Origin of the sequence: Bradyrhizobium sp. SZCCHNRI3043, assembly GCF_032377735.1 — a bacterium.
Classification (GTDB): Bacteria; Pseudomonadota; Alphaproteobacteria; order Rhizobiales; family Xanthobacteraceae; genus Bradyrhizobium.
In genome coordinates this window covers 1-17,887 of sequence record NZ_JAUHID010000004.1, presented here as the reverse complement: position 1 = coordinate 17,887, position 17,887 = coordinate 1, and the positions used below count along the sequence as shown (strand labels likewise).

Here is a 17,887-nt window from a genome sequence, read left to right as displayed (position 1 = left end):
CGTGTGTTCTGTTGCAGCCGTGCCTGCTGCACTGTCTGTGGTCGCAGCCCGCTGGTTCAAGTCGGCGCGGCGTCCTGCTTGAACAGGCCGACCTTCAGGTCCTTGGCGCGATAGATAATCTCGCCATCCATCGAAAGCCACCCGTCGGCAATACCGAGCACCAGCTTTGAGCGCATCACGCGCTTGATGTCGACATTGTACACAACCTTGCGCGCGGTCGGCAGAACCTGGCCGGAGAACTTGAGATCGCCGAGGCCCAGCGCACGGCCGCGCCCGGCGCCGCCGGTCCAGCCGAGGTAGAAGCCCACCATCTGCCACATCGCATCGAGGCCGAGACAGCCCGGCATCACCGGATCATTCTTGAAGTGGCAGCCGAAGAACCAGAGATCCGGCTTCACGTCGAGCTCGGCGCGGACGACACCCTTGCCGAACTCGCCGCCGGTCTCGGAGATCTCGACGATCCGATCGAACATCAGCATCGGCGGCAACGGCAGTTGCGCATTGCCGGGGCCGAACAGCTCCCCGCGGCCGCAGGCCAGCAGGTCCTCGTATTCATATGCGCTGCGCCGATCCAGCATGCTTGGTGGCCTTTCTCAACGATCCCCGGTGGAATTTGTGCCGCGCGACATGGACCCTTCCCGCGCGCCGCCCCCTTCCGCGCCGCGCTGGCCGGTCATCGCGTCGGCACGAAGGCTGGGCCATCGCACCTGGCGAACATGACCGCTGTCAGCGGCGGGCCTAACGACGCCTGGATTCGCGCACATGGCCATCACGGCCGCCGGCGCTCACCATGGCAGGGCAAATCGGGTCCGGGCGCTCTCTAACATAGAGGATTGCGGCGTCAATGCGCGTATCCAGGTAAATCGACGCGGGGCCCACGCCCGAACCGGGCGGTAAATGCAGTTTAGGGGCGTTCTAGATACGTTAGTTGCGATAAGCTTGCATCTGAATGGGTTTCTTCCTATATCGGTTACAGATGAGAGCGAATTGTGCGGTGCTTGAAGTGGATGTCAGCAACAACGCCTCGATGAGTGGTCATGACCGCGGCAGCCCGGATCTCGGGAACGGCCGGCAGCCAGCGCTCAACGGCTGCCCATGGCACGACGTCAACGAGATGCTGCAGGCGGCCGGGCTGCGTCCGACCCGCCAGCGCATGGCCCTTGGCTGGCTGTTGTTCGGCAAGGGTGCGCGGCATCTGACGGCGGAAATGCTCTACGAGGAAGCGACGCTGGCCAAGGTTCCGGTCTCGCTCGCCACGGTCTATAATACGTTGAACCAGCTGACCGATGCCGGCCTGTTGCGTCAGGTCAGCGTCGACGGCACCAAGACCTATTTCGATACCAACGTCACGGCCCACCATCACTTCTATCTCGAGAACAACCACGAGCTGGTCGATATCCCTGACCAGCATCTGGCGTTGTCGAAGCTGCCGGAGGCGCCCGAAGGTTACGAGATCGCCCGGATCGATATGGTCGTCCGGCTGCGCAAGAAGCGCTGAGCCTCCAGAACATCTTCATCGAGGCATCATGCCCGTACCCGCTGCGGGCATTTTTGTGTCGGGAGCGCGTCAGGATGGAGGTCGGCGCATTGCGCTGACCTGGGCCTTCAATTGACCTGTTCGTCGGCGTAGACGCCCCACAGCCGCTGCTGCTGGATCCAGCCTTCGAAACCATTGCCGAGCACGCGGCACCAGCCATTGCCGCATTTCTTCACCTGCGCGACGACGCCGGCCTGCAGCCGCGCCGTGACCGCGCTCGCCGCGTCGGCGCTCTCATAGATCGGGGCGAGATCGTCCTTGTTCTTCATCGTGACCACCGCCGTGCGGCGCCCCGACAGCAACGAATGATAGACCCACCCCTCCGAGCCCTCGGAATCGCGCACGCGGCGCCAGTTCTCATATTCCGCGGTGATCTCGACCGGCAGGCCGGAGCGCGTATAGACCCAGGCCACGTCGTTGTCCTTGGTCGGACCGGCGCGAACGTTCACATGATCCGACTTCAGGCTGACATAGCGCGGCACCGGCAGGCCGCTGGTGGTGAGAACGGAGTCCTTCGCCGCAACGCCCCCTCTGCCGACGGCAACGTCGAACAGACAGACCAGCAGCACCACGACTGCACCGAAACGCCACAACGTCAAATTACTCAACTCACTCTCCCTCGAAAGGACCGACGCGCGCTCCGATCAAAGCGGATTGCGTTGCGATCCTTCGCCCGATCCCCATCGAACTGCCCGGCTGCCCCCCTTCGTGCACAGAGAGGGCTTGCCGAAAGCGCCAGTCCCGACCCGCCGTTGGCTTCTTGTCTTGGCCCGGCCTTCTGCTAGACAGGACCGAACACAAGCGGCCAGGAAGCGCCTGAGAATCGCTCGCGAAGCCCTGTCAGGAACGGATCGGCCCACCTGCGAGATCCGACACGACCAGTCCAGGGAAGCGCCGCTCTCAGGCGACGACGGTAGTTTCGGCGAACCCGGTTAATGAGGTCTGAAGGATCTCATGAGAGCAGCACATGTCAGGTAGGAAAAAGCCCCTCGTCGTGGTGACACGCAAGCTGCCGGACTCGGTCGAGACCCGCATGCGCGAGCTGTTCGACGCCAGGCTCAATCTCGACGACGAGCCGTTGAGCCAGGAACAGCTCGCCGACGCCGTGCGCACCGCCGAGGTGCTGGTTCCGACCGTCACCGACCACATCAGCGCCGACATTCTCAATCAGCCCGATTGCAAGCTGCGCATGATCGCCAACTTCGGCAACGGCGTCGACAATATCGACGTTGCGGCGGCGGTGGCGCGCGGCATCACCGTCACCAACACGCCGAAGGTCCTCACCGAGGACACCGCCGACATGACCATGGCGCTGATCCTCGCGGTGCCGCGGCGGCTGATCGAGGGCGCCTCGATCCTGACCGAGGGCAAGAACTGGGCGGGCTGGTCGCCGACCTGGATGCTCGGCCACCGCATCGGCGGCAAGCGCTTGGGCATCATCGGCATGGGCCGCATCGGCCAGGCCGTGGCACGGCGCGCCCGCGCCTTCGGCCTGCAGATCCACTATCACAACCGCCGCCCGGTCGCTCCCGTGATCGCCGACGAGCTCGGCGCCACCTACTGGGAAAGCCTCGACCAGATGCTGGCGCGGATGGACATCATCTCGGTCAACTGCCCGCACACGCCGGCGACGTTCCATCTCTTATCGGCGCGTCGGCTGAAGCTGATCCGCAAGGACGCCTACATCGTCAACACCGCGCGCGGCGAGGTGATCGACGAGGAGACGCTGACGCGGCAGATCGAGGCCGGCGACATCGCCGGCGCCGGTCTCGACGTGTTCGAGCACGAGCCCGCGGTCAATCCGCGCCTGGTCCGCCTCGCCAAGGCCGGCAAGGTGACGCTGCTGCCGCACATGGGCTCGGCCACCATCGAGGGCCGCGTCGAGATGGGCGAGAAGGTCATCATCAACATCAAGACCTTCCTCGACAACCACCGCCCGCCGGACCGCGTGCTGCCGAGCATGTTGTAGGCCGATCGATCCGCCAGCCTCTTAGTCGGTGTCCCCGACGCGATCGCGCTGCACCTTGTCCACGACGGCAGCGGAGTGGGTGTCAAGCCCGGCACCTCATCACATGTGTCGTCCCCGCGAACGCGGGGACCCATACCGCGTGATATCTGAAACAGGCAGGCCGCACGTTCCGCGCATATCACCGAATGCGGTGGCTATGGGTTCCGGATCGGCGCCCGCCGACGCTCTCGCGTCGCCGGGCTTGTCCGGGACGACAACGGAGGACTTGGCGCGGTTCTCACCGCATTACGGCTTCTGATGCGCACCCAAATCCGCAATCACCGGCCCATCCCCGTTCAGCGGATTCGTCGGATCGCGGCCATAGCGCAGGGTCTCGAAGCGCATCGTCCGCGCGTCCAGCATCAGCAACCGGCCGACCAGGCCCTCGCCGAAGCCGACGATCTCGCGGATCGCCTCCAGGGCCATCATCGACCCCAGCATGCCGGCGAGCGCCCCCATCACGCCAGCCTCGGCGCAGGCGGGCACCGTGCCGGGCGGCGGCGGCTCGGGGAACAGGCAGCGATAGGTCGGATTAAACTGGCCCTTTTCGTTCCGCTCGTGCGCCCGGATCGTCGTCAGCGACGCATCGAAGGTGCCGAGCGCGCCGGTGATCAGCGGCTTCTCGGCCAGGAAGCAGGCATCGGAGACAAGATAGCGGGTGTCGAAATTGTCGGAGCCGTCGAGCACGAGATCATAAGCGCCGATCAGATCGAGGGCGTTGTCGGCATTGAGCCAGCTCCGATGCGCCATGACGCTCACATGCGGATTGAGCGCGTTGATGCGCTCGGCGGCGCTCTCGACTTTGGGTCTGCCGATGTCGGGGGTCGCATGGATGACCTGGCGCTGCAAATTCGACAGCGACACCACGTCATCGTCGACCACGCCTATCGTGCCGACGCCGGCAGCGGCGAGATACATCAGCGCCGGTGCGCCGAGGCCGCCTGCGCCGATCACCAGCACCGCGGCGCGCTTCAGCGCCGCCTGACCGGGACCGCCGACGTCGCGCAGCACGATGTGACGGGCATAGCGCTCCAGTTCTTCGTCGCTCAGCATCGTTGCACCGTCCTTCCGCTGCCGCACCGCTGTCAGCCCATTGTCGGCCCGTAGCGAAGACGGCGGATCTCCGCACTGAACCCTCGCCGGATTGTGACCGACCAAGCAGATGTGCTTATTTATGTCAGCGGCAAGAGCATCGGGATTTGTCATGAGACGGCTGGCCTCGGCAACCTTCATCTGCGCCATCGCCGCGTGCGCATCGGCGCAGGCACAGACGCCGCAGGGCGCGTTGCCGGGCGCCAAGCCCAAGCCCGTCGCGACCCAGCCGGTGCGCCCGGGCGTGCAGGCTCCCGCCGACACCGCCAATGCGATGAGCCAGGCCGAGCGGCTCGCGCTGCAATCCGATCTCGCCTGGGTCGGCCAGTACAATGGCGCGATCACCGGTGACGTCAGCGAGCGCATGGTCAACGCGATCAAGGAGTACCAGAAGCTCGCCGGCGGCAAGCCGACTGGCGTGTTGAACCCGCAGGAGCGCGCCGTCCTCGCCGACACCGCGCGCCGCAAGCAGGAAGGCGTCGGCTGGAAGCTCGTGACCGAACCGGTCAGCGGCGCACGGCTCGGCATTCCCACCAAGCTGGTGCCGCAACAGACCAGCGACGGCACCGGCTCGAAATGGACCTCGCCCACCGGCACCGTGCAGGTGGCGCTGTCACGCCGCAAGGAGGCCAACCCGGTTACCGCGACGCTCGCCGACCGCGAGAAGAAGGAGCCCGGCCGCACCGTCGATTACAGTGTGGTGAAGCCCGACTTCTTCGTGCTGTCCGGGCTACAGAACCTGAAGAAGTTCTACATTCGCGGCACCTTTCGGGGCGACGAGGTGCGTATCCTGACCATCCTCTACGATCAGGCCACCGAGAACACGGTCGACCCGGTGGTGATCGCGATGTCGAGCGCGTTCACCGCGTTTCCGTCGACATTGGCCGCGCAGCCCGCGCCACGGCGCAGCGTCGATTACGGCACCGGCATCATCGCGAGCCAGGACGGCGCCATCATCGCCGATCGCGAGGTCACCGACAGCTGCGTCGCGATCACCGTTCCCGGCTTCGGCCATGCCGAGCGCGTCGCCGAGGACAAGGAGCGCGGGCTCGCGCTACTGCGCATCTACGGCGCGCGCGGCCTGAAGCCGCTGGCGCTGTCGGGCGGCCATGCGAAATCGTCGGTCGACATCGTCGGCATCGCCGATCCGCAGAGCCAGGGCGGCGGTGCCGCGATCAGCACCGTCAAGGCCCAGCTCGCCGCCAACGGCGCGGGGGACGCCTCGCTGGCTCCGGCGCCGGGCGTCGGCTTCTCCGGCGCGGCGGCGCTCGACGGCGACGGCAAGTTCGCCGGCGTCACCCTGCTCAAGCCAGGAATCATGGCCGGCACGGCGCTCATCCCGTCCACGCAAGTCGTGATGGTCAACGCCGAGGCGACGCGCGCCTTTCTCACGGCGCAGGGCGTCAAGCCCGACGGAACCTCGCTCGACGCCAAGGCGGCGACGGTGCGCGTGATCTGCGTGCGGAAGTAAAGCCTGCGCCAAACCGGTTCGGCATCGCGATCATGCCGCTGCGCACTGCGGCGCGGCAGCGTTTACGCAATGTTAAGCATGTCGTTTTAGAAAAAATTAAGGGCCCAACGGCGGCCGGCGGGGATCGGACGTGCAGCATCGCGACTGCATGGGATGATGCTCGGCGATGCCGATCGCTTGCCCGCGGCTCGCTGCCACTCAACTTCCTAGCACCTTGCTATCAACTCGGAACGGCTCCCGCCGTAGTCAACCGGTCTGTGCAGGCACAGGCCGAGCGTGAGATGGTTCGAACAGTTTTGTCGGCGTGCTGATTCGGACCACCGCGATCGCTCTTCATGAGTTGGATCGGGCCGGGACTGTCCTGAGCGAGAATAGCTCTGCACCGCGATCGCGATGCACTCAGCTTTGGCGTTCTCATAAGTTCCGTCAACATCCGAAGGACTGTCTCCCGATGTACACGATCGTTTTGGCCACGCAGAAGGGCGGCAGCGGCAAGAGCACGCTGGCGATTGGTCTGGCCGTGGCGGCCCAGCAGGCCGGCCACAAGGTGCGCGTGATCGAAACCGACCGTCAGGGCACGCTCACGAAATGGCAGGCGCGCCGCGCCGCGGGCGAGCCGATCGTCGAAGCCGTCTACGATGCCAAGACGATCGAGCCGCGGCTCGAAGCGCTGGAGCGCGATGGCGTCACCCTCTGCGTGATCGACACCGGGGCCGGCATTACGGCGTCCACGACCGCCGCGATCCGCCACTGCGACCTGTGCCTGATCCCGGCGCGTCCGAGCGTCGCCGACATCGAGGCCACCGCGCCGACGCTCAGCGTCGTCAAAGCCTGGCGCAAGCCGTTCGCCTTCGTGCTCAACCAGGCCCCGATCCGCAGCGGCCACCGCATCACCGACGCGACGACCGCACTCGACGCCGACGCGCCGCGCGACATCGCCGAGGTGCTGGCGCAACCCTTCATCATGATGCGCAACGACCACCAGGACGCGCTCGCCGCCGGTCTCGGCGTCAGCGAGTTCGACGCGGCCGGCAAGTCGGCGCAGGAGATTCGCAGCCTGTGGCGCTGGACCGCGGGCAAGCTCGCCGGCGACCACGTCATGCACGACGCGGGCGAGCTGAAGGACGCGAGCGAGCACGCTGAGGTCGAATTCCCGATCATGCTGACGCCGCAGGTCGAGGAGGCCAAGGTGCCGGTGGCGCGGGCCTATCCGACCTGGGCCGACAGCGGCATCAACTGGAAGGCTGGGTTGTAGTTGGAATTTGCTCTGAGCTTTCACGGCGCGGGCGGTGCGCTCCCTCTCCCCGCAAGGCTGGGAGAGGTTCAGAAACCCGACGACCGCGCGCCCGTCTCCAGCGCCTTGATCCGCGCATCGGCGCGACGCAGTCGGCGGCACAGCTCGCGATTGATGTTTTGCATCACGATCACATAGGCCTGGATGTCGGCCTTGTAGAACGCGTAGAGATTCTGTGCCGTCAGCTCATACAAGATGGTCGGCGTCTCCGCGACCACCGTGGCCGACCTGTTCTGCATTTCGAGCAAGGTCATCTCGCCAAAGAAATCGCCGGGCGCGAGAGACGACATGCGGATCGCAATGCCCGTCTCCAAGCGCTCGCTCACCTCCAGCGTGCCGCTGTGCACGACGAACATCGAGCGGCCCGCCTCGCCTTCGGCGACGACCACGGCGCCCCTGTCGAAGCGGCGCTCCACCAGCATCGAGACCAGCAGATCGAGGCTCGCGTCGGGCAGGCCGCCAAAGAACGGCGTCGCGAGCAGGAATGCTTTCAGATCGGGCGAGCTGACAGCCATGGCCGCAGTATACGCCCACCCTCGTCCGTCACAAGCGGACCCGCGCAGCCGGCCGTGCCGGCGCGTCGGCTGCGACATCACTTCTGGCACTTCGGACACCAGAAGGTCGAGCGTCCGTTTTGCACGAAACGCTTCACCACGCCGCTGCAGCCATCCGTCCGGCACGACTCGCCTTCGCGGTCATAGACTTGGAACGAATGCTGGAAATAGCCGAGCTCGCCTGATGTCTGGCGGTGATCGCGCAGCGACGAGCCGCCGGCGCTGATGGCCTCGTTGAGCACGGTGTGGATCGCTTCAACCAGACGCCTGGCGTGGTCGGTGGGCTCACCCTTCTTCGTGGCCAGCGTCGCGGCCAGACGCCGCGGCGACAGATGCGAACGGAACAGCGCCTCGCAGACATAGATGTTGCCGAGCCCGGCGACGACGCGCTGGTCGAGCAGCGCCGCCTTGAGGCTAGTCTTCTTGTTGGCGCAGGCGCGCGCCAGCATGGCGGCATCGAATTCGTTGCCGAGCGGCTCGGGCCCTAGACCCTTGAGATGCGGCTCGGCCTCGAGCTCGCCGCGCGCGATGATCTTCATGAAGCCGAAGCGGCGCGGATCGTTGAACACGATGTCGGCGCCTGACGACATGTGAAACACGACATGGTCGTGCACGCTGTCCTTGCCGCGCGGAGTGTGAAACTCGCCGGGCGTCTCCTCATGCTCCGGCTTGATCACCCGGAACGAGCCGGACATGCCGAGATGCATCAGGAGCACGTCGCCGGAGCCGAGATCGGCCAGCAGATATTTGGCGCGCCGGCCGAGACCCCTGACGGTCTGGCCCTGCAGGCGCTTCGCAAAATCGGGCTGGAACGGAAACCGCAGGTCACCACGCCGGGCCTCGGCCTTGACGATGACGGCGCCTTCCATGACCGGCTGCAGCCCGCGCCGGACGGTCTCGACTTCGGGCAGCTCAGGCATTCCTGTTCATTTCACCTTTTGCATCCGCGACCATTCACCTTGTCCGGCTGACGTGATAGCGCCTTGGCCGCATCGGCGCTATGGTGCTGTATCGGAGTAAGGGTGATGGATCAGCCGGACCAAACCACTCATTTCGGCTTCAGGGATGTGCCTCTGGGCGAGAAGCAGACGCTGGTGAACGACGTGTTTCACAGCGTGGCCTCGCGCTATGACGTGATGAACGACCTGATGTCGGGCGGACTGCACCGCGTCTGGAAGGACATCATGATCAACACGCTCAACCCGCCGAAGAGCGATGCGCCGTTCGCGCTGCTCGATGTCGCCGGCGGCACCGGCGACATCTCCTTCCGCGCCGCCAGGAAGGCCGGCGCAGGCTTCCATGCGACGGTCTGCGACATCAATGGCGACATGCTCGAGGTCGGCCGCCAGCGCGCGCTGAAGCAGGCTCTCGAGGACAAGGTCTCGTTCGTCGAGGGCAATGCCGAGAAGCTCGCCTTCCCCGACCGCTCCTTCGACGCCTATACGATCGCGTTCGGCATCCGCAACGTGCCGCAGATCGAGTTGGCGCTCGCAGAAGCCCATCGCGTGCTCAAGCATGGCGGCCGCTTCCTGTGCCTGGAGTTCTCGACCGTCGAGGTGCCCGGGCTCGACAAGCTCTACGACCTGTTCTCCTTCAACGTGATCCCGCAGCTCGGCCGCGCCGTCACCGGCGATGCCGAGTCCTACCGCTACCTCGTCGAATCGATCCGCCAGTTTCCGCGCCCCAGCGCCTTCGCCGAGATGATCTCGGCCGCCGGCTTCTCCCGCGTGTCCTGGCAGACTCTCTCCGGCGGCATCGTCGCGCTTCATTCCGGCTGGCGTTTGTGATCTCCGCACTCACTCATATTGCGCGGCTCGCCCGGGCCGCCTTCGTGTTCGCGCGCGAGGGCGTGTTCGGCGCTGTCGATCCGAGCCTGGCGCCGCCGCCGGGTCAGCTCGCGCTCAAGCTGGCGCGGCTGGTCGAGCGCCCCGGCGCCAAGTCCGGACCAAGATTGTCGCGCGCGCTGGAGCGGATGGGCCCGGCCTATCTCAAGCTCGGCCAGTTCCTGGCGACCCGGCCCGATGTCGTCGGCGTCATCATGGCGCGCGATCTCGAATCGCTGCAGGACCGGCTGCCGCCATTCCCGCAGGCCGAGGCCGAGGCGGTCATCGCCACCGCCCTCGAACGTCCGATCAGCCAGCTGTTCACGCATCTCGGTCCTCCGGTCGCCGCCGCCTCGATCGCGCAGGTGCATCGCGGCGAGGTCGAGCGCGACGGCATTCGTCGTCCAGTCGCGGTGAAGGTGCTTCGGCCCAACGTCGCCTCGCGCTTCCGCCGCGACCTGTCCGACTTCTTCTTCGTCGCCGAAAAGGCCGAGGCGCATTCGTCGGAGGCGCGGCGGCTGCGGCTGGTCGAGGTCATCAACACGATGTCGCGCTCGGTCGCGATGGAGATGGACCTTCGCCTGGAGGCCGCTGCGCTCTCCGAGATGGCGGAGAACATCAAGGACGATCCGGACTTCCGCGTACCCACGGTCGACTGGGATCGCACCGCCAACACCGTGCTGACGATGGAGTGGATCGACGGCATCGCGCTGAACGATCACGCCCGGCTCGCGGAGGCGAATGTCGATCTGCCCGACGTCGGTCGCAAGGTGATCCAGAGCTTTCTCCGCCACGCGCTGCGCGACGGCTTCTTCCACGCCGACATGCACCCGGGCAACCTGTTCCTGGACCAGCAGGGACGGCTGGTCGCGGTGGATTTCGGCATCATGGGCCGGCTCGGCATGAAGGAGCGGCGCTTCCTGGCCGAGATCCTGCTCGGCTTCATCACCCGCGACTATCGCCGCGTCGCCGAAGTGCATTTCGAGGCCGGCTACGTGCCGCCGCATCATTCGGTGGAGAATTTCGCGCAAGCCATCCGCGCCATCGGCGAGCCGATCCACAACCGCACGGCCGAAGAGATCTCGATGGCCAAGCTGCTGACCCTGCTGCTCGAGGTCACCGGCCTGTTCGACATGCGCACCCGGCCCGAGCTGATCCTGCTGCAGAAGACCATGGTGGTGGTCGAGGGCGTCGCGCGCGGCTTCGATCCCAAGCTCGACATCTGGAAGGTCGCCGACCCCGTGGTGCGCGAATGGATCGAGCGCAATCTCGGGCCGATCGGCCGGATCGAGGGCGCCGTCACCGGCGTCGGCGAGCTGGTGCGGTTGACCGCCACCCTGCCGGTGCTCGCCGCCCGCGCCGCCGCCGTGCTCGAGCACATGGAGAGCATGACCCGCGACGGCCTCCGTTTGTCGCCCGAAACCATCGCCGCCATGGGCCGCACCGAAGGCAAGAAGAGCCGCTGGCGCGCCATCGCGCTGTGGGTCATCGCGCTGACCTTCATCGGCATCCTGTTCGCGGTGCTCAGGTTGTGACGAAGATGTAGGGTGGGCAAAGGCGCAGCCGTACCGTTTCCGCGTGCGAGATCGCAGTGGCGCCGTGCCAACCGTCCCACCGATGCATGCGCATCGACGGTGGGCACGCTGCCGCCTGCGGCTGCTGCTTTGCCCACCCTACGGCTTGATTGCACTGCTGTCATTTTCTGCTAGCATTGCACTCACAACGACAATGCTGGGGAGGCGGTCATGGCGAGCCTGACCATCCGCAAGCTGGACGACTCTCTCAAAACTTATCTGCGCCTGCGCTCGGCGCAGAACGGGCGCTCGGTCGAGGAGGAAGTCCGGGTCATCCTGCGCGCGCTGATCGAGCCTGTCGATCCGTCCGAGCCGCCAATGGCGCCGCCAGCTCCAGCCAACCTCTCCGCCCCGCTCGTCCCCCAGCCCGGCCAGGCGCGCGAGGCCCGCGTCACCCTGATCATCGGCGGCGGCATCGCCGCCTACAAATCGCTCGACCTGATCCGGCGGCTGAAGGAGCGCCACATCCAAGTCCGCTGCGTGCTGACCAAGGCGGCGACGCAATTCGTGACCGAGCTCGCCGCATCGGCGCTGTCGGGAGATCGTGTCTTCACCGATCTGTTCGACGCGCGCAGCGAGTTCGACGTCGGCCACATCCGGCTCGCGCGCGACTGCGATCTCATCGTGGTGGCACCGGCGACCGCCGACCTGATGTCGAAGATGGCGCACGGCGCCGCCGACGACCTCGCCAGCGCCATCCTGCTCGCTGCGAGCCGGCCGATCCTGCTGGCGCCGGCGATGAACCCGATGATGTGGAGCAACCCGGCGACGCGCCGCAACGCCGCGACCTTGCAGCGCGACGGCGTCCAGATGATCGGCCCCAACGCCGGCGAGATGGCGGAGAAGGGCGAGGCCGGTGTCGGCCGCATGGCCGAGCCGACCGAGATTGCGGACGCCGTCGTCGCCATGCTCAAGCCGCCGACGCCGCGCCCGCTCGCCGGCCGCCGCGTGCTGATCACCGCGGGCCCCACCCACGAGCCGATCGACCCGGTGCGCTACATCGCCAACCGCTCCTCCGGCAAGCAGGGCTTTGCGATCGCCGCCGCCGCGCAGGCCGCCGGCGCCGACGTGCGGCTGATCGCAGGACCGGTGGAGCTTGCCGACCCCAAGGGCGTCAGCGTCACCCACGTCGAGTCGGCGCGGCAGATGCTGGAGGCCGTCGAAGCCGAGCTGCCCGCCGACGTCGCGATCTTCGCCGCGGCGGTGGCCGACTGGCGCGTCGCCAATGAGGGCGGCCAGAAGCTGAAGAAGACCGACAAGGCGATCCCGCCGCTGACGCTGGTCGAGAATCCCGACATCCTCGCCACGATCTCGAAGCTGAAGGAGAAGCGGCCGGGACTCGTGATCGGCTTCGCCGCCGAGACGGAACATCTGATCGACAACGCCAAAGCCAAGTTCGCGCGCAAGGGCTGCGACTGGATCGTCGCCAACGACGTCTCGCCTTCGACCGGCGTGATGGGCGGCGACCGCAACACCGTGCATCTCTTGACGAGGGATGCCGATGGCGTCCATGTCGCGTCCTGGCCGATCATGACCAAGGACGAGGTCGCGACGGCGCTCGTCGCCGAGATCGCCAGAACCATGGGACCCATTGCGTGACACAGACCATCGCGATCGACGTGCAGATCCTGCCGCATGGCGAGGGCCTGCCGCTGCCGGCCTATCAGACTGCACATGCCGCGGGGCTCGATCTGCTCGCCGCGGTTCCGGCCGATGCACCGCTCGTCCTTGGGTCAGGCAGCCACGCGATGGTGCCGACGGGACTGTCGATCGCGCTGCCCGACGGCTACGAGGCCCAGGTGCGGCCGCGTTCGGGGCTCGCTGCGCGGCATGGCGTCACGGTGCTGAACGCACCGGGCACGGTGGACGCGGACTACCGCGGCGAGATCTGCGTGCTGCTGATCAACCACGGCAACGAACCGTTTACGATTCGCCGCGGCGAGCGCGTCGCACAGATGGTGATCGCCTCCGTGGTACGCGCCGAGCTCAGCCTCGCGACAACCTTGCCGACCACCGCGCGCGGCAGCGGCGGCTTCGGCTCGACGGGCCGTTGAACTACGGGCTTGCCACTGTTCCGACTCGAAAGAGTCGATCGGCGGACGCATTTTCCTCAGGCGCAACCATCGTTCACGGTCTGGACTCTTACCGCTGGAGTCCCGAAGCGGTTATGGTTGATTGATTCGTGAGACGGCGCGGGCGACGCGATCGGCGCCGCCCGAAACTTCGTGCGGTTTGGGGCAAATATGTCGGGCGTGATCGTGGTGATGCGTCAGACGCTGCTGTCGTGCACGTCACTCGCGCGTAAGGGCCTGATGGGTCTCGCTGCGACTGCGCTTGCGCCGGCGACACCGGGCTTCGCAGGCGGTGGCGTGCCGGCGGATGCGATCACAACGCTGTTCGAGCTGAGCCGTCCTGATGTCGCCGAGGTGACGGCGATGCTGGCGCTGCTCGGCTTCTCCGTCGTCGCCGCGGTCGCGCTGGTGCGCACGCGTCTGGCGGCCGGCCGGAAGGAAGCGCGGCTGCGCGCCGACATCGCCGAGCTGCAATTGCAGGCCGATCGCTACCGCGCGCTGCTGTTCGCCGAGCCGCAGATCCTGATCGCCTGGCCGGCCGGCGGCCACCGCCCGCAGATCTCCGGCGACACCGCGATGCTGGTCCCGCAGGATCAGCCGCAGCGCATTCTCGCCTTCGGAACCTGGCTGCCGCCGGAGCCCGCGCTGCAGCTCGACCGCGCCGTCGACGCGCTGCGCGAGGCGGGCGAGGGCTTCATGCTCAATCTCACCACCTCGCACGGCCATGCGATCGAGGCGATGGGCCGCGCCATCGGCGGCCAGGCCATCGTGCGCATCCGTGAATTGTCCGGTCTGCGCCGCGAGCTCGCCGAGACGCAGCTCCGCTTCAAGGCGCTCGGCGAGGAGACGGAGTCGCTGCGCGCGCTGGCATCGGCGCTGCCGTGGCCGATCTGGGCACGGCAGGCCAATGGCGCCCTCGCTTACGTCAACGCCGCCTATGCCCGTGCCGCCGATGCCCGCGACGTGCCGGACGCGATCAGCCGCAACATCGAGCTGCTCGACTCCGCCGACCGTACCGACCTGCAGCGCGCACTCGGCGCCAACGGCCGTTTCGAGGGCCGGCTGCCGATCGTGACCGGCGGCGAGCGCCGCATGTATGACGTGCGCGCCTTCATGCTGGGCCACGGCAGCGCCGGCGTCGCCATCGACGCCAGCGAGGCGGCGGCGCTGGATGCGGCCGTGGTGCGGATGCGGGAAGCACACCGGCGCACGCTCGATCAGTTGTCCTCGGGCGTAGCCGTGTTCGACGGCCAGCGCCGGCTCGCCTTCTACAACGACTCCTATCGCCGGCTGTGGGGTCTCGATCCCACCTTCCTGGACAGCCAGCCGGACGACTCGTCGGTGCTCGACCGTCTGCGCGCCGCGCGCAAGCTGCCCGAGCAGGCCGACTTCCGGGCCTGGAAGGCCAAGCTGCACGAGGCCTATCGCGCCGTCGAGGCCGCCAAGGACACCTGGTTCCTGCCCGACGGCCGCGCGCTGTCGGTCGTCACCACGCCGAACCCGGAAGGCGGCGTCACCTATCTGTTCGACGACGTCACCGAGAGCTTCGCGCTTGCCCGCCGCTTCGACGGCTTGATCCGGGTCCAGCGCGAGACCCTCGACAGCCTTGCCGAGGGCGTCGCGGTGTTCGGCTCGAACGGCCGGGTCGAGCTGTTCAATCCGGCCTTCGCCAAGATGTGGCGGCTGTCGCCGGATCAGTTGCGCGAGCATCCGCATATCGACACCGTGGAATCCTGGTGCCATCAGCTCTACGACGACGCGGTCGCCTGGCGCACCATCCGCGAGGCGATCACGTCGATCGAGAACCGGCTCGACGTTGCGCTGAAGCTCGAGCGCAAGGACGGCAGCGTGCTCGACTGCATGAGCCGCCCGCTGCCCGACGGCGCGACCATGCTGACCTTCCAGGACATCACCGACACCGAGAATGTCGAGCGAGCGCTGCGCGAGAGCAATGAGGCGCTCGAAGCCGCCGGCCAGATGAAAATCGACTTCGTCCACCACGTGTCCTACGAGCTGCGCGCGCCGCTGACGACGATCATCGGCTTCGCGCATTTCCTGTCCGATCCGTCGACCGGGCCGCTGACGCCGAAGCAGGCCGAGTATCTCGACTACGTCACCAAATCCACCAACGCGCTGCTGGCGCTGACCAACAACATTCTCGACCTCGCCACCATCGATGCCGGCGCCATGAAGCTCGAGCTCGGGCCGGTCGACGCCGCCAAGGCGATCGAGGCCGCCGCCGAGGGCGTGCAGGACCGGCTTGCCACGGATCGCATCCGATTGACGATCGCGGTGGACCCCGACGTCGGCTCCTTCGTCGGCGACGAGCGCCGCGTCGTGCAGGTGCTCTACAATCTGCTCGCCAATGCCGTCGGCTTCTCGCCGCCGGATTCGAGCGTCGTCGTCAGCGCCCGCCGCACCGACCACAGCGTCATCTTCGCGGTCACCGATTCCGGCCCCGGCATTCCGCCCGAGGTGAAGGACAAGGTGTTCGAATGGTTCGAGAGCCATTCGCAGGGCTCGCGCCATCGCGGCGCCGGCCTCGGACTGTCGCTGGTGCGCTCCTTCGTCGAGCTGCATGGCGGCAGGGTGCGGATGGATTCGGTGGTCGGCAAGGGCACCACGGTCACCTGTGACTTCCCGACCGACCACGTCGCGCAACGCAACGCCGCGGAATGACGGACCAGCTGACATTCACCACCGCGCTGGCGGACGAGACCGCCACCGCCGCCCTGATGGCCGATCTCGCGCTGCTGATCGGCCCGGGTGCACTGATCACGCTCACCGGCGATCTCGGCGCCGGCAAGACCGCGGCGGCGCGGGCGATGATCCGGTACCTCGCCGGCGACGACGAGCTGGAGGTGCCGAGTCCGACCTTCACTCTGGCGCAGAGCTACGACCTGCCGAGCTTCCCGCTGGTGCATGCCGATCTCTATCGCATCAGCGATGCATCGGAGCTCGAGGAGATCGGCCTGTCGCCGCTGCCGGAGGCGACCGTCGTGCTGATCGAATGGCCGGAGCGCGCCGGCGGCACTCTCCCGCTGGACCGCGTCGACATCGCGCTGCGCCACGATCCATCGCAGGGCGACACCGCGCGCAGCGCCGAGATCACCGGCAGCGGCAAGGCGGCCGCGGTGGTTGCACGGCTGAAAGCCTTGCGCGAATTCCTCGCCGAGGCCGGGCACGCCAGATCGCGCCGCGAGCACATGGCCGGCGACGCCTCGACCCGCTCCTATGCGCGGCTCCACAAGGGCGAGCGCGTCTACATCCTGATGAACTCGCCGAAGCGGCCCGACGGCCCGGCGATCTACAACGGCAAGCCCTATAGCGGCGCCGTGCATCTCGCCGAGGACGTCCGCCCGTTCGTCGCGATCGCCGCCGCCTTGCGCGGACGCGGCATCTCGGCGCCGAAGATCAACGACGCCGATCTCGGCCACGGCTTTCTCATCACCGAGGATCTCGGACGCGAGGGCGTGATCGAGGGCGACCCGCCACGGCCGGTCGTGGAGCGCTACGAGGCCGCAGTCGATGTTCTGGCGTCGCTGCATGGGCAGGACGTGCCCGCCGTGCTGCCGCTGGCACCGCAGGTGACCTACAAGGTCCCGACCTTCGACGTCGACGCTATGCTGATCGAGATCGGCCTGATGCTCGAATGGTACCTGCCCGACCGTGGCGTGGAGCTGTCGCAGGTGCTGCGCGCCGAATTCCTGGAAATATGGCGCGAGTTGCTGGAGGCGCCGCTCGCATCTAAGCCGACCTGGGTGATCCGCGACTACCACTCGCCGAACCTGCTCTGGCTGCCCGCGCGCGACGGCATCGCCCGCGTGGGCGTGATCGACTTCCAGGACGCGCTGATGGGACCGCCGGCTTACGACGTGGTCTCCCTGGCGCAGGACGCCCGGATCGACGTGTCGGCGGAGATCGAGCGGGCGCTCCGAGAGCGCTACATCGCCGCGCGCCAAGCTGCGTCGACGGACTTCGACGCCGACGAATTCGGCACGCACTACGCGATCATGTCGGCCCAGCGCAACACCCGCCTGCTCGGCACCTTCGCCCGCCTCAACCGCCGTGACGGCAAGCCGCACTACCTCAAGCACCAGCCTCGCATCTGGGACTATCTCCACCGCGCGCTGGCGCACGCGGCGCTGGAGCCGCTACGCGATTGGTACGCGGCGAATGTGCCGCCACCGGCTGGCGTAGCTTGAGGCACCCTCTCACGGCACCGACGGTGCGCTCCCCTCCCCCTTGCGGGGAGGGGTCGGGGTGGGGGTCTCCGGGCGAGACTCAAAGTGACGAGCGCAGACCTCTCGCCATCAGCGGCAATCATGACCGCCGGCGGCTGTCAGCTGCCGGTCCGAGTAAACCAACAAATTCAGCATCCGTGGTGACCGACCGGGTTGATCCCTGACATTTTGGACCGGGCTGATCCCTGACACTATTCGATCACTGCTGTGTTGTCTCC

General features: G+C 67.1%; 15 protein-coding genes. 10 read left to right on the top strand and 5 right to left on the bottom strand.

Annotated features, from left to right (window positions below; genetic code table 11):
• Positions 1–56: 56 nt before the first annotated feature.
• On the bottom strand, positions 57–578 hold the full coding sequence (gene fabA / locus QX124_RS11150) for a 3-hydroxyacyl-[acyl-carrier-protein] dehydratase FabA (protein ID WP_315735612.1): 522 nt from the start codon (positions 576–578) through the stop codon (positions 57–59).
• A 449-nt stretch (positions 579–1,027) separates the two neighbouring features.
• Between fabA and irrA the strand changes: the two genes are divergently transcribed.
• The gene (gene irrA, locus QX124_RS11145; RefSeq protein ID WP_315758200.1) at positions 1,028–1,498 is read left to right on the top strand and encodes an iron response transcriptional regulator IrrA; all 471 of its coding nucleotides are present in this window, start codon (positions 1,028–1,030) and stop codon (positions 1,496–1,498) included.
• A gap of 107 nt (positions 1,499–1,605) precedes the next feature.
• On the opposite strand, the gene QX124_RS11140 is transcribed toward irrA, so the two are convergent.
• Positions 1,606–2,091 carry an SH3 domain-containing protein gene (locus QX124_RS11140; RefSeq protein ID WP_409997689.1) on the bottom strand — a complete coding sequence of 162 codons (486 nt, stop codon included), beginning with the start codon at positions 2,089–2,091 and terminating at the stop codon, positions 1,606–1,608.
• Between the two features lie 413 nt (positions 2,092–2,504).
• On the opposite strand from QX124_RS11140, the gene QX124_RS11135 reads away from it, so the two are divergent.
• The gene (locus QX124_RS11135; protein WP_315735614.1) at positions 2,505–3,506 is read left to right on the top strand and encodes a D-glycerate dehydrogenase; all 1,002 of its coding nucleotides are present in this window, start codon (positions 2,505–2,507) and stop codon (positions 3,504–3,506) included.
• 285 nt (positions 3,507–3,791) lie between these two features.
• Here QX124_RS11135 and QX124_RS11130 read toward each other — a convergent pair whose 3' ends face one another.
• Positions 3,792–4,598 carry a molybdopterin-synthase adenylyltransferase MoeB gene (locus tag QX124_RS11130; protein ID WP_315797177.1) on the bottom strand — a complete coding sequence of 269 codons (807 nt, stop codon included), beginning with the start codon at positions 4,596–4,598 and terminating at the stop codon, positions 3,792–3,794.
• Between the two features lie 151 nt (positions 4,599–4,749).
• Between QX124_RS11130 and QX124_RS11125 the strand changes: the two genes are divergently transcribed.
• Both QX124_RS11125 and QX124_RS11120 read left to right on the top strand, forming a co-directional pair.
• Positions 4,750–6,108, top strand: a complete 1,359-nt coding sequence (locus QX124_RS11125) for a peptidoglycan-binding protein (protein WP_315797176.1) — start codon at positions 4,750–4,752, stop codon at positions 6,106–6,108.
• 451 nt (positions 6,109–6,559) lie between these two features.
• Positions 6,560–7,363: a ParA family protein gene (locus QX124_RS11120; protein ID WP_315797175.1), complete on the top strand. Its 804-nt coding sequence runs from the start codon at positions 6,560–6,562 to the stop codon at positions 7,361–7,363.
• Positions 7,364–7,431: 68 nt separating this feature from the next.
• Here the strand turns inward: QX124_RS11120 and QX124_RS11115 are convergent, their stop codons facing one another.
• Both QX124_RS11115 and mutM read right to left on the bottom strand, forming a co-directional pair.
• Complete coding sequence (locus QX124_RS11115; protein ID WP_315775824.1) at positions 7,432–7,917, bottom strand: cyclic nucleotide-binding domain-containing protein; 486 nt, start codon at positions 7,915–7,917, stop codon at positions 7,432–7,434.
• Positions 7,918–7,994: 77 nt separating this feature from the next.
• Positions 7,995–8,876: a bifunctional DNA-formamidopyrimidine glycosylase/DNA-(apurinic or apyrimidinic site) lyase gene (gene mutM, locus QX124_RS11110; protein WP_315797174.1), complete on the bottom strand. Its 882-nt coding sequence runs from the start codon at positions 8,874–8,876 to the stop codon at positions 7,995–7,997.
• A 105-nt stretch (positions 8,877–8,981) separates the two neighbouring features.
• Between mutM and ubiE the strand changes: the two genes are divergently transcribed.
• The 6 genes from ubiE to tsaE all read left to right on the top strand — a co-directional run bounded on the left by ubiE (position 8,982) and on the right by tsaE (position 17,630).
• Positions 8,982–9,743, top strand: coding sequence for a bifunctional demethylmenaquinone methyltransferase/2-methoxy-6-polyprenyl-1,4-benzoquinol methylase UbiE (gene ubiE, locus QX124_RS11105; protein ID WP_315797173.1), 762 nt, complete (start codon positions 8,982–8,984; stop codon positions 9,741–9,743).
• The gene (ubiB, locus tag QX124_RS11100) at positions 9,740–11,314 is read left to right on the top strand and encodes a 2-polyprenylphenol 6-hydroxylase (protein ID WP_315797172.1); all 1,575 of its coding nucleotides are present in this window, start codon (positions 9,740–9,742) and stop codon (positions 11,312–11,314) included. Before ubiE ends, ubiB begins: the two co-directional genes overlap by 4 nt.
• Positions 11,315–11,524: 210 nt before the next feature.
• A complete protein-coding gene (coaBC, locus tag QX124_RS11095; RefSeq protein ID WP_315797171.1) occupies positions 11,525–12,952 on the top strand; it encodes a bifunctional phosphopantothenoylcysteine decarboxylase/phosphopantothenate--cysteine ligase CoaBC in 1,428 nt (475 codons plus the stop codon).
• On the top strand, positions 12,949–13,407 hold the full coding sequence (gene dut / locus QX124_RS11090; RefSeq protein ID WP_315797170.1) for a dUTP diphosphatase: 459 nt from the start codon (positions 12,949–12,951) through the stop codon (positions 13,405–13,407). Before coaBC ends, dut begins: the two co-directional genes overlap by 4 nt.
• A gap of 189 nt (positions 13,408–13,596) precedes the next feature.
• Positions 13,597–16,104, top strand: coding sequence for a sensor histidine kinase (locus QX124_RS11085; protein WP_315797169.1), 2,508 nt, complete (start codon positions 13,597–13,599; stop codon positions 16,102–16,104).
• Complete coding sequence (tsaE, locus tag QX124_RS11080) at positions 16,101–17,630, top strand: tRNA (adenosine(37)-N6)-threonylcarbamoyltransferase complex ATPase subunit type 1 TsaE (protein WP_315797168.1); 1,530 nt, start codon at positions 16,101–16,103, stop codon at positions 17,628–17,630. The genes QX124_RS11085 and tsaE overlap by 4 nt, the downstream gene beginning before the upstream one ends.
• The last annotated feature ends 257 nt before the right edge of the window (positions 17,631–17,887 follow it).

Coding starts and splice junctions, on each gene's coding strand:
- fabA (WP_315735612.1), bottom strand. CDS start 578: ATGCTGGATCGGCGCAGCGCATATGAATACGAGGACCTGCTGGCCTGC.
- irrA (WP_315758200.1), top strand. CDS start 1,028: ATGAGTGGTCATGACCGCGGCAGCCCGGATCTCGGGAACGGCCGGCAG.
- QX124_RS11135 (WP_315735614.1), top strand. CDS start 2,505: ATGTCAGGTAGGAAAAAGCCCCTCGTCGTGGTGACACGCAAGCTGCCG.
- QX124_RS11130 (WP_315797177.1), bottom strand. CDS start 4,598: ATGCTGAGCGACGAAGAACTGGAGCGCTATGCCCGTCACATCGTGCTG.
- QX124_RS11125 (WP_315797176.1), top strand. CDS start 4,750: ATGAGACGGCTGGCCTCGGCAACCTTCATCTGCGCCATCGCCGCGTGC.
- QX124_RS11120 (WP_315797175.1), top strand. CDS start 6,560: ATGTACACGATCGTTTTGGCCACGCAGAAGGGCGGCAGCGGCAAGAGC.
- QX124_RS11115 (WP_315775824.1), bottom strand. CDS start 7,917: ATGGCTGTCAGCTCGCCCGATCTGAAAGCATTCCTGCTCGCGACGCCG.
- mutM (WP_315797174.1), bottom strand. CDS start 8,876: ATGCCTGAGCTGCCCGAAGTCGAGACCGTCCGGCGCGGGCTGCAGCCG.
- ubiE (WP_315797173.1), top strand. CDS start 8,982: ATGGATCAGCCGGACCAAACCACTCATTTCGGCTTCAGGGATGTGCCT.
- coaBC (WP_315797171.1), top strand. CDS start 11,525: ATGGCGAGCCTGACCATCCGCAAGCTGGACGACTCTCTCAAAACTTAT.
- QX124_RS11085 (WP_315797169.1), top strand. CDS start 13,597: ATGTCGGGCGTGATCGTGGTGATGCGTCAGACGCTGCTGTCGTGCACG.
- tsaE (WP_315797168.1), top strand. CDS start 16,101: ATGACGGACCAGCTGACATTCACCACCGCGCTGGCGGACGAGACCGCC.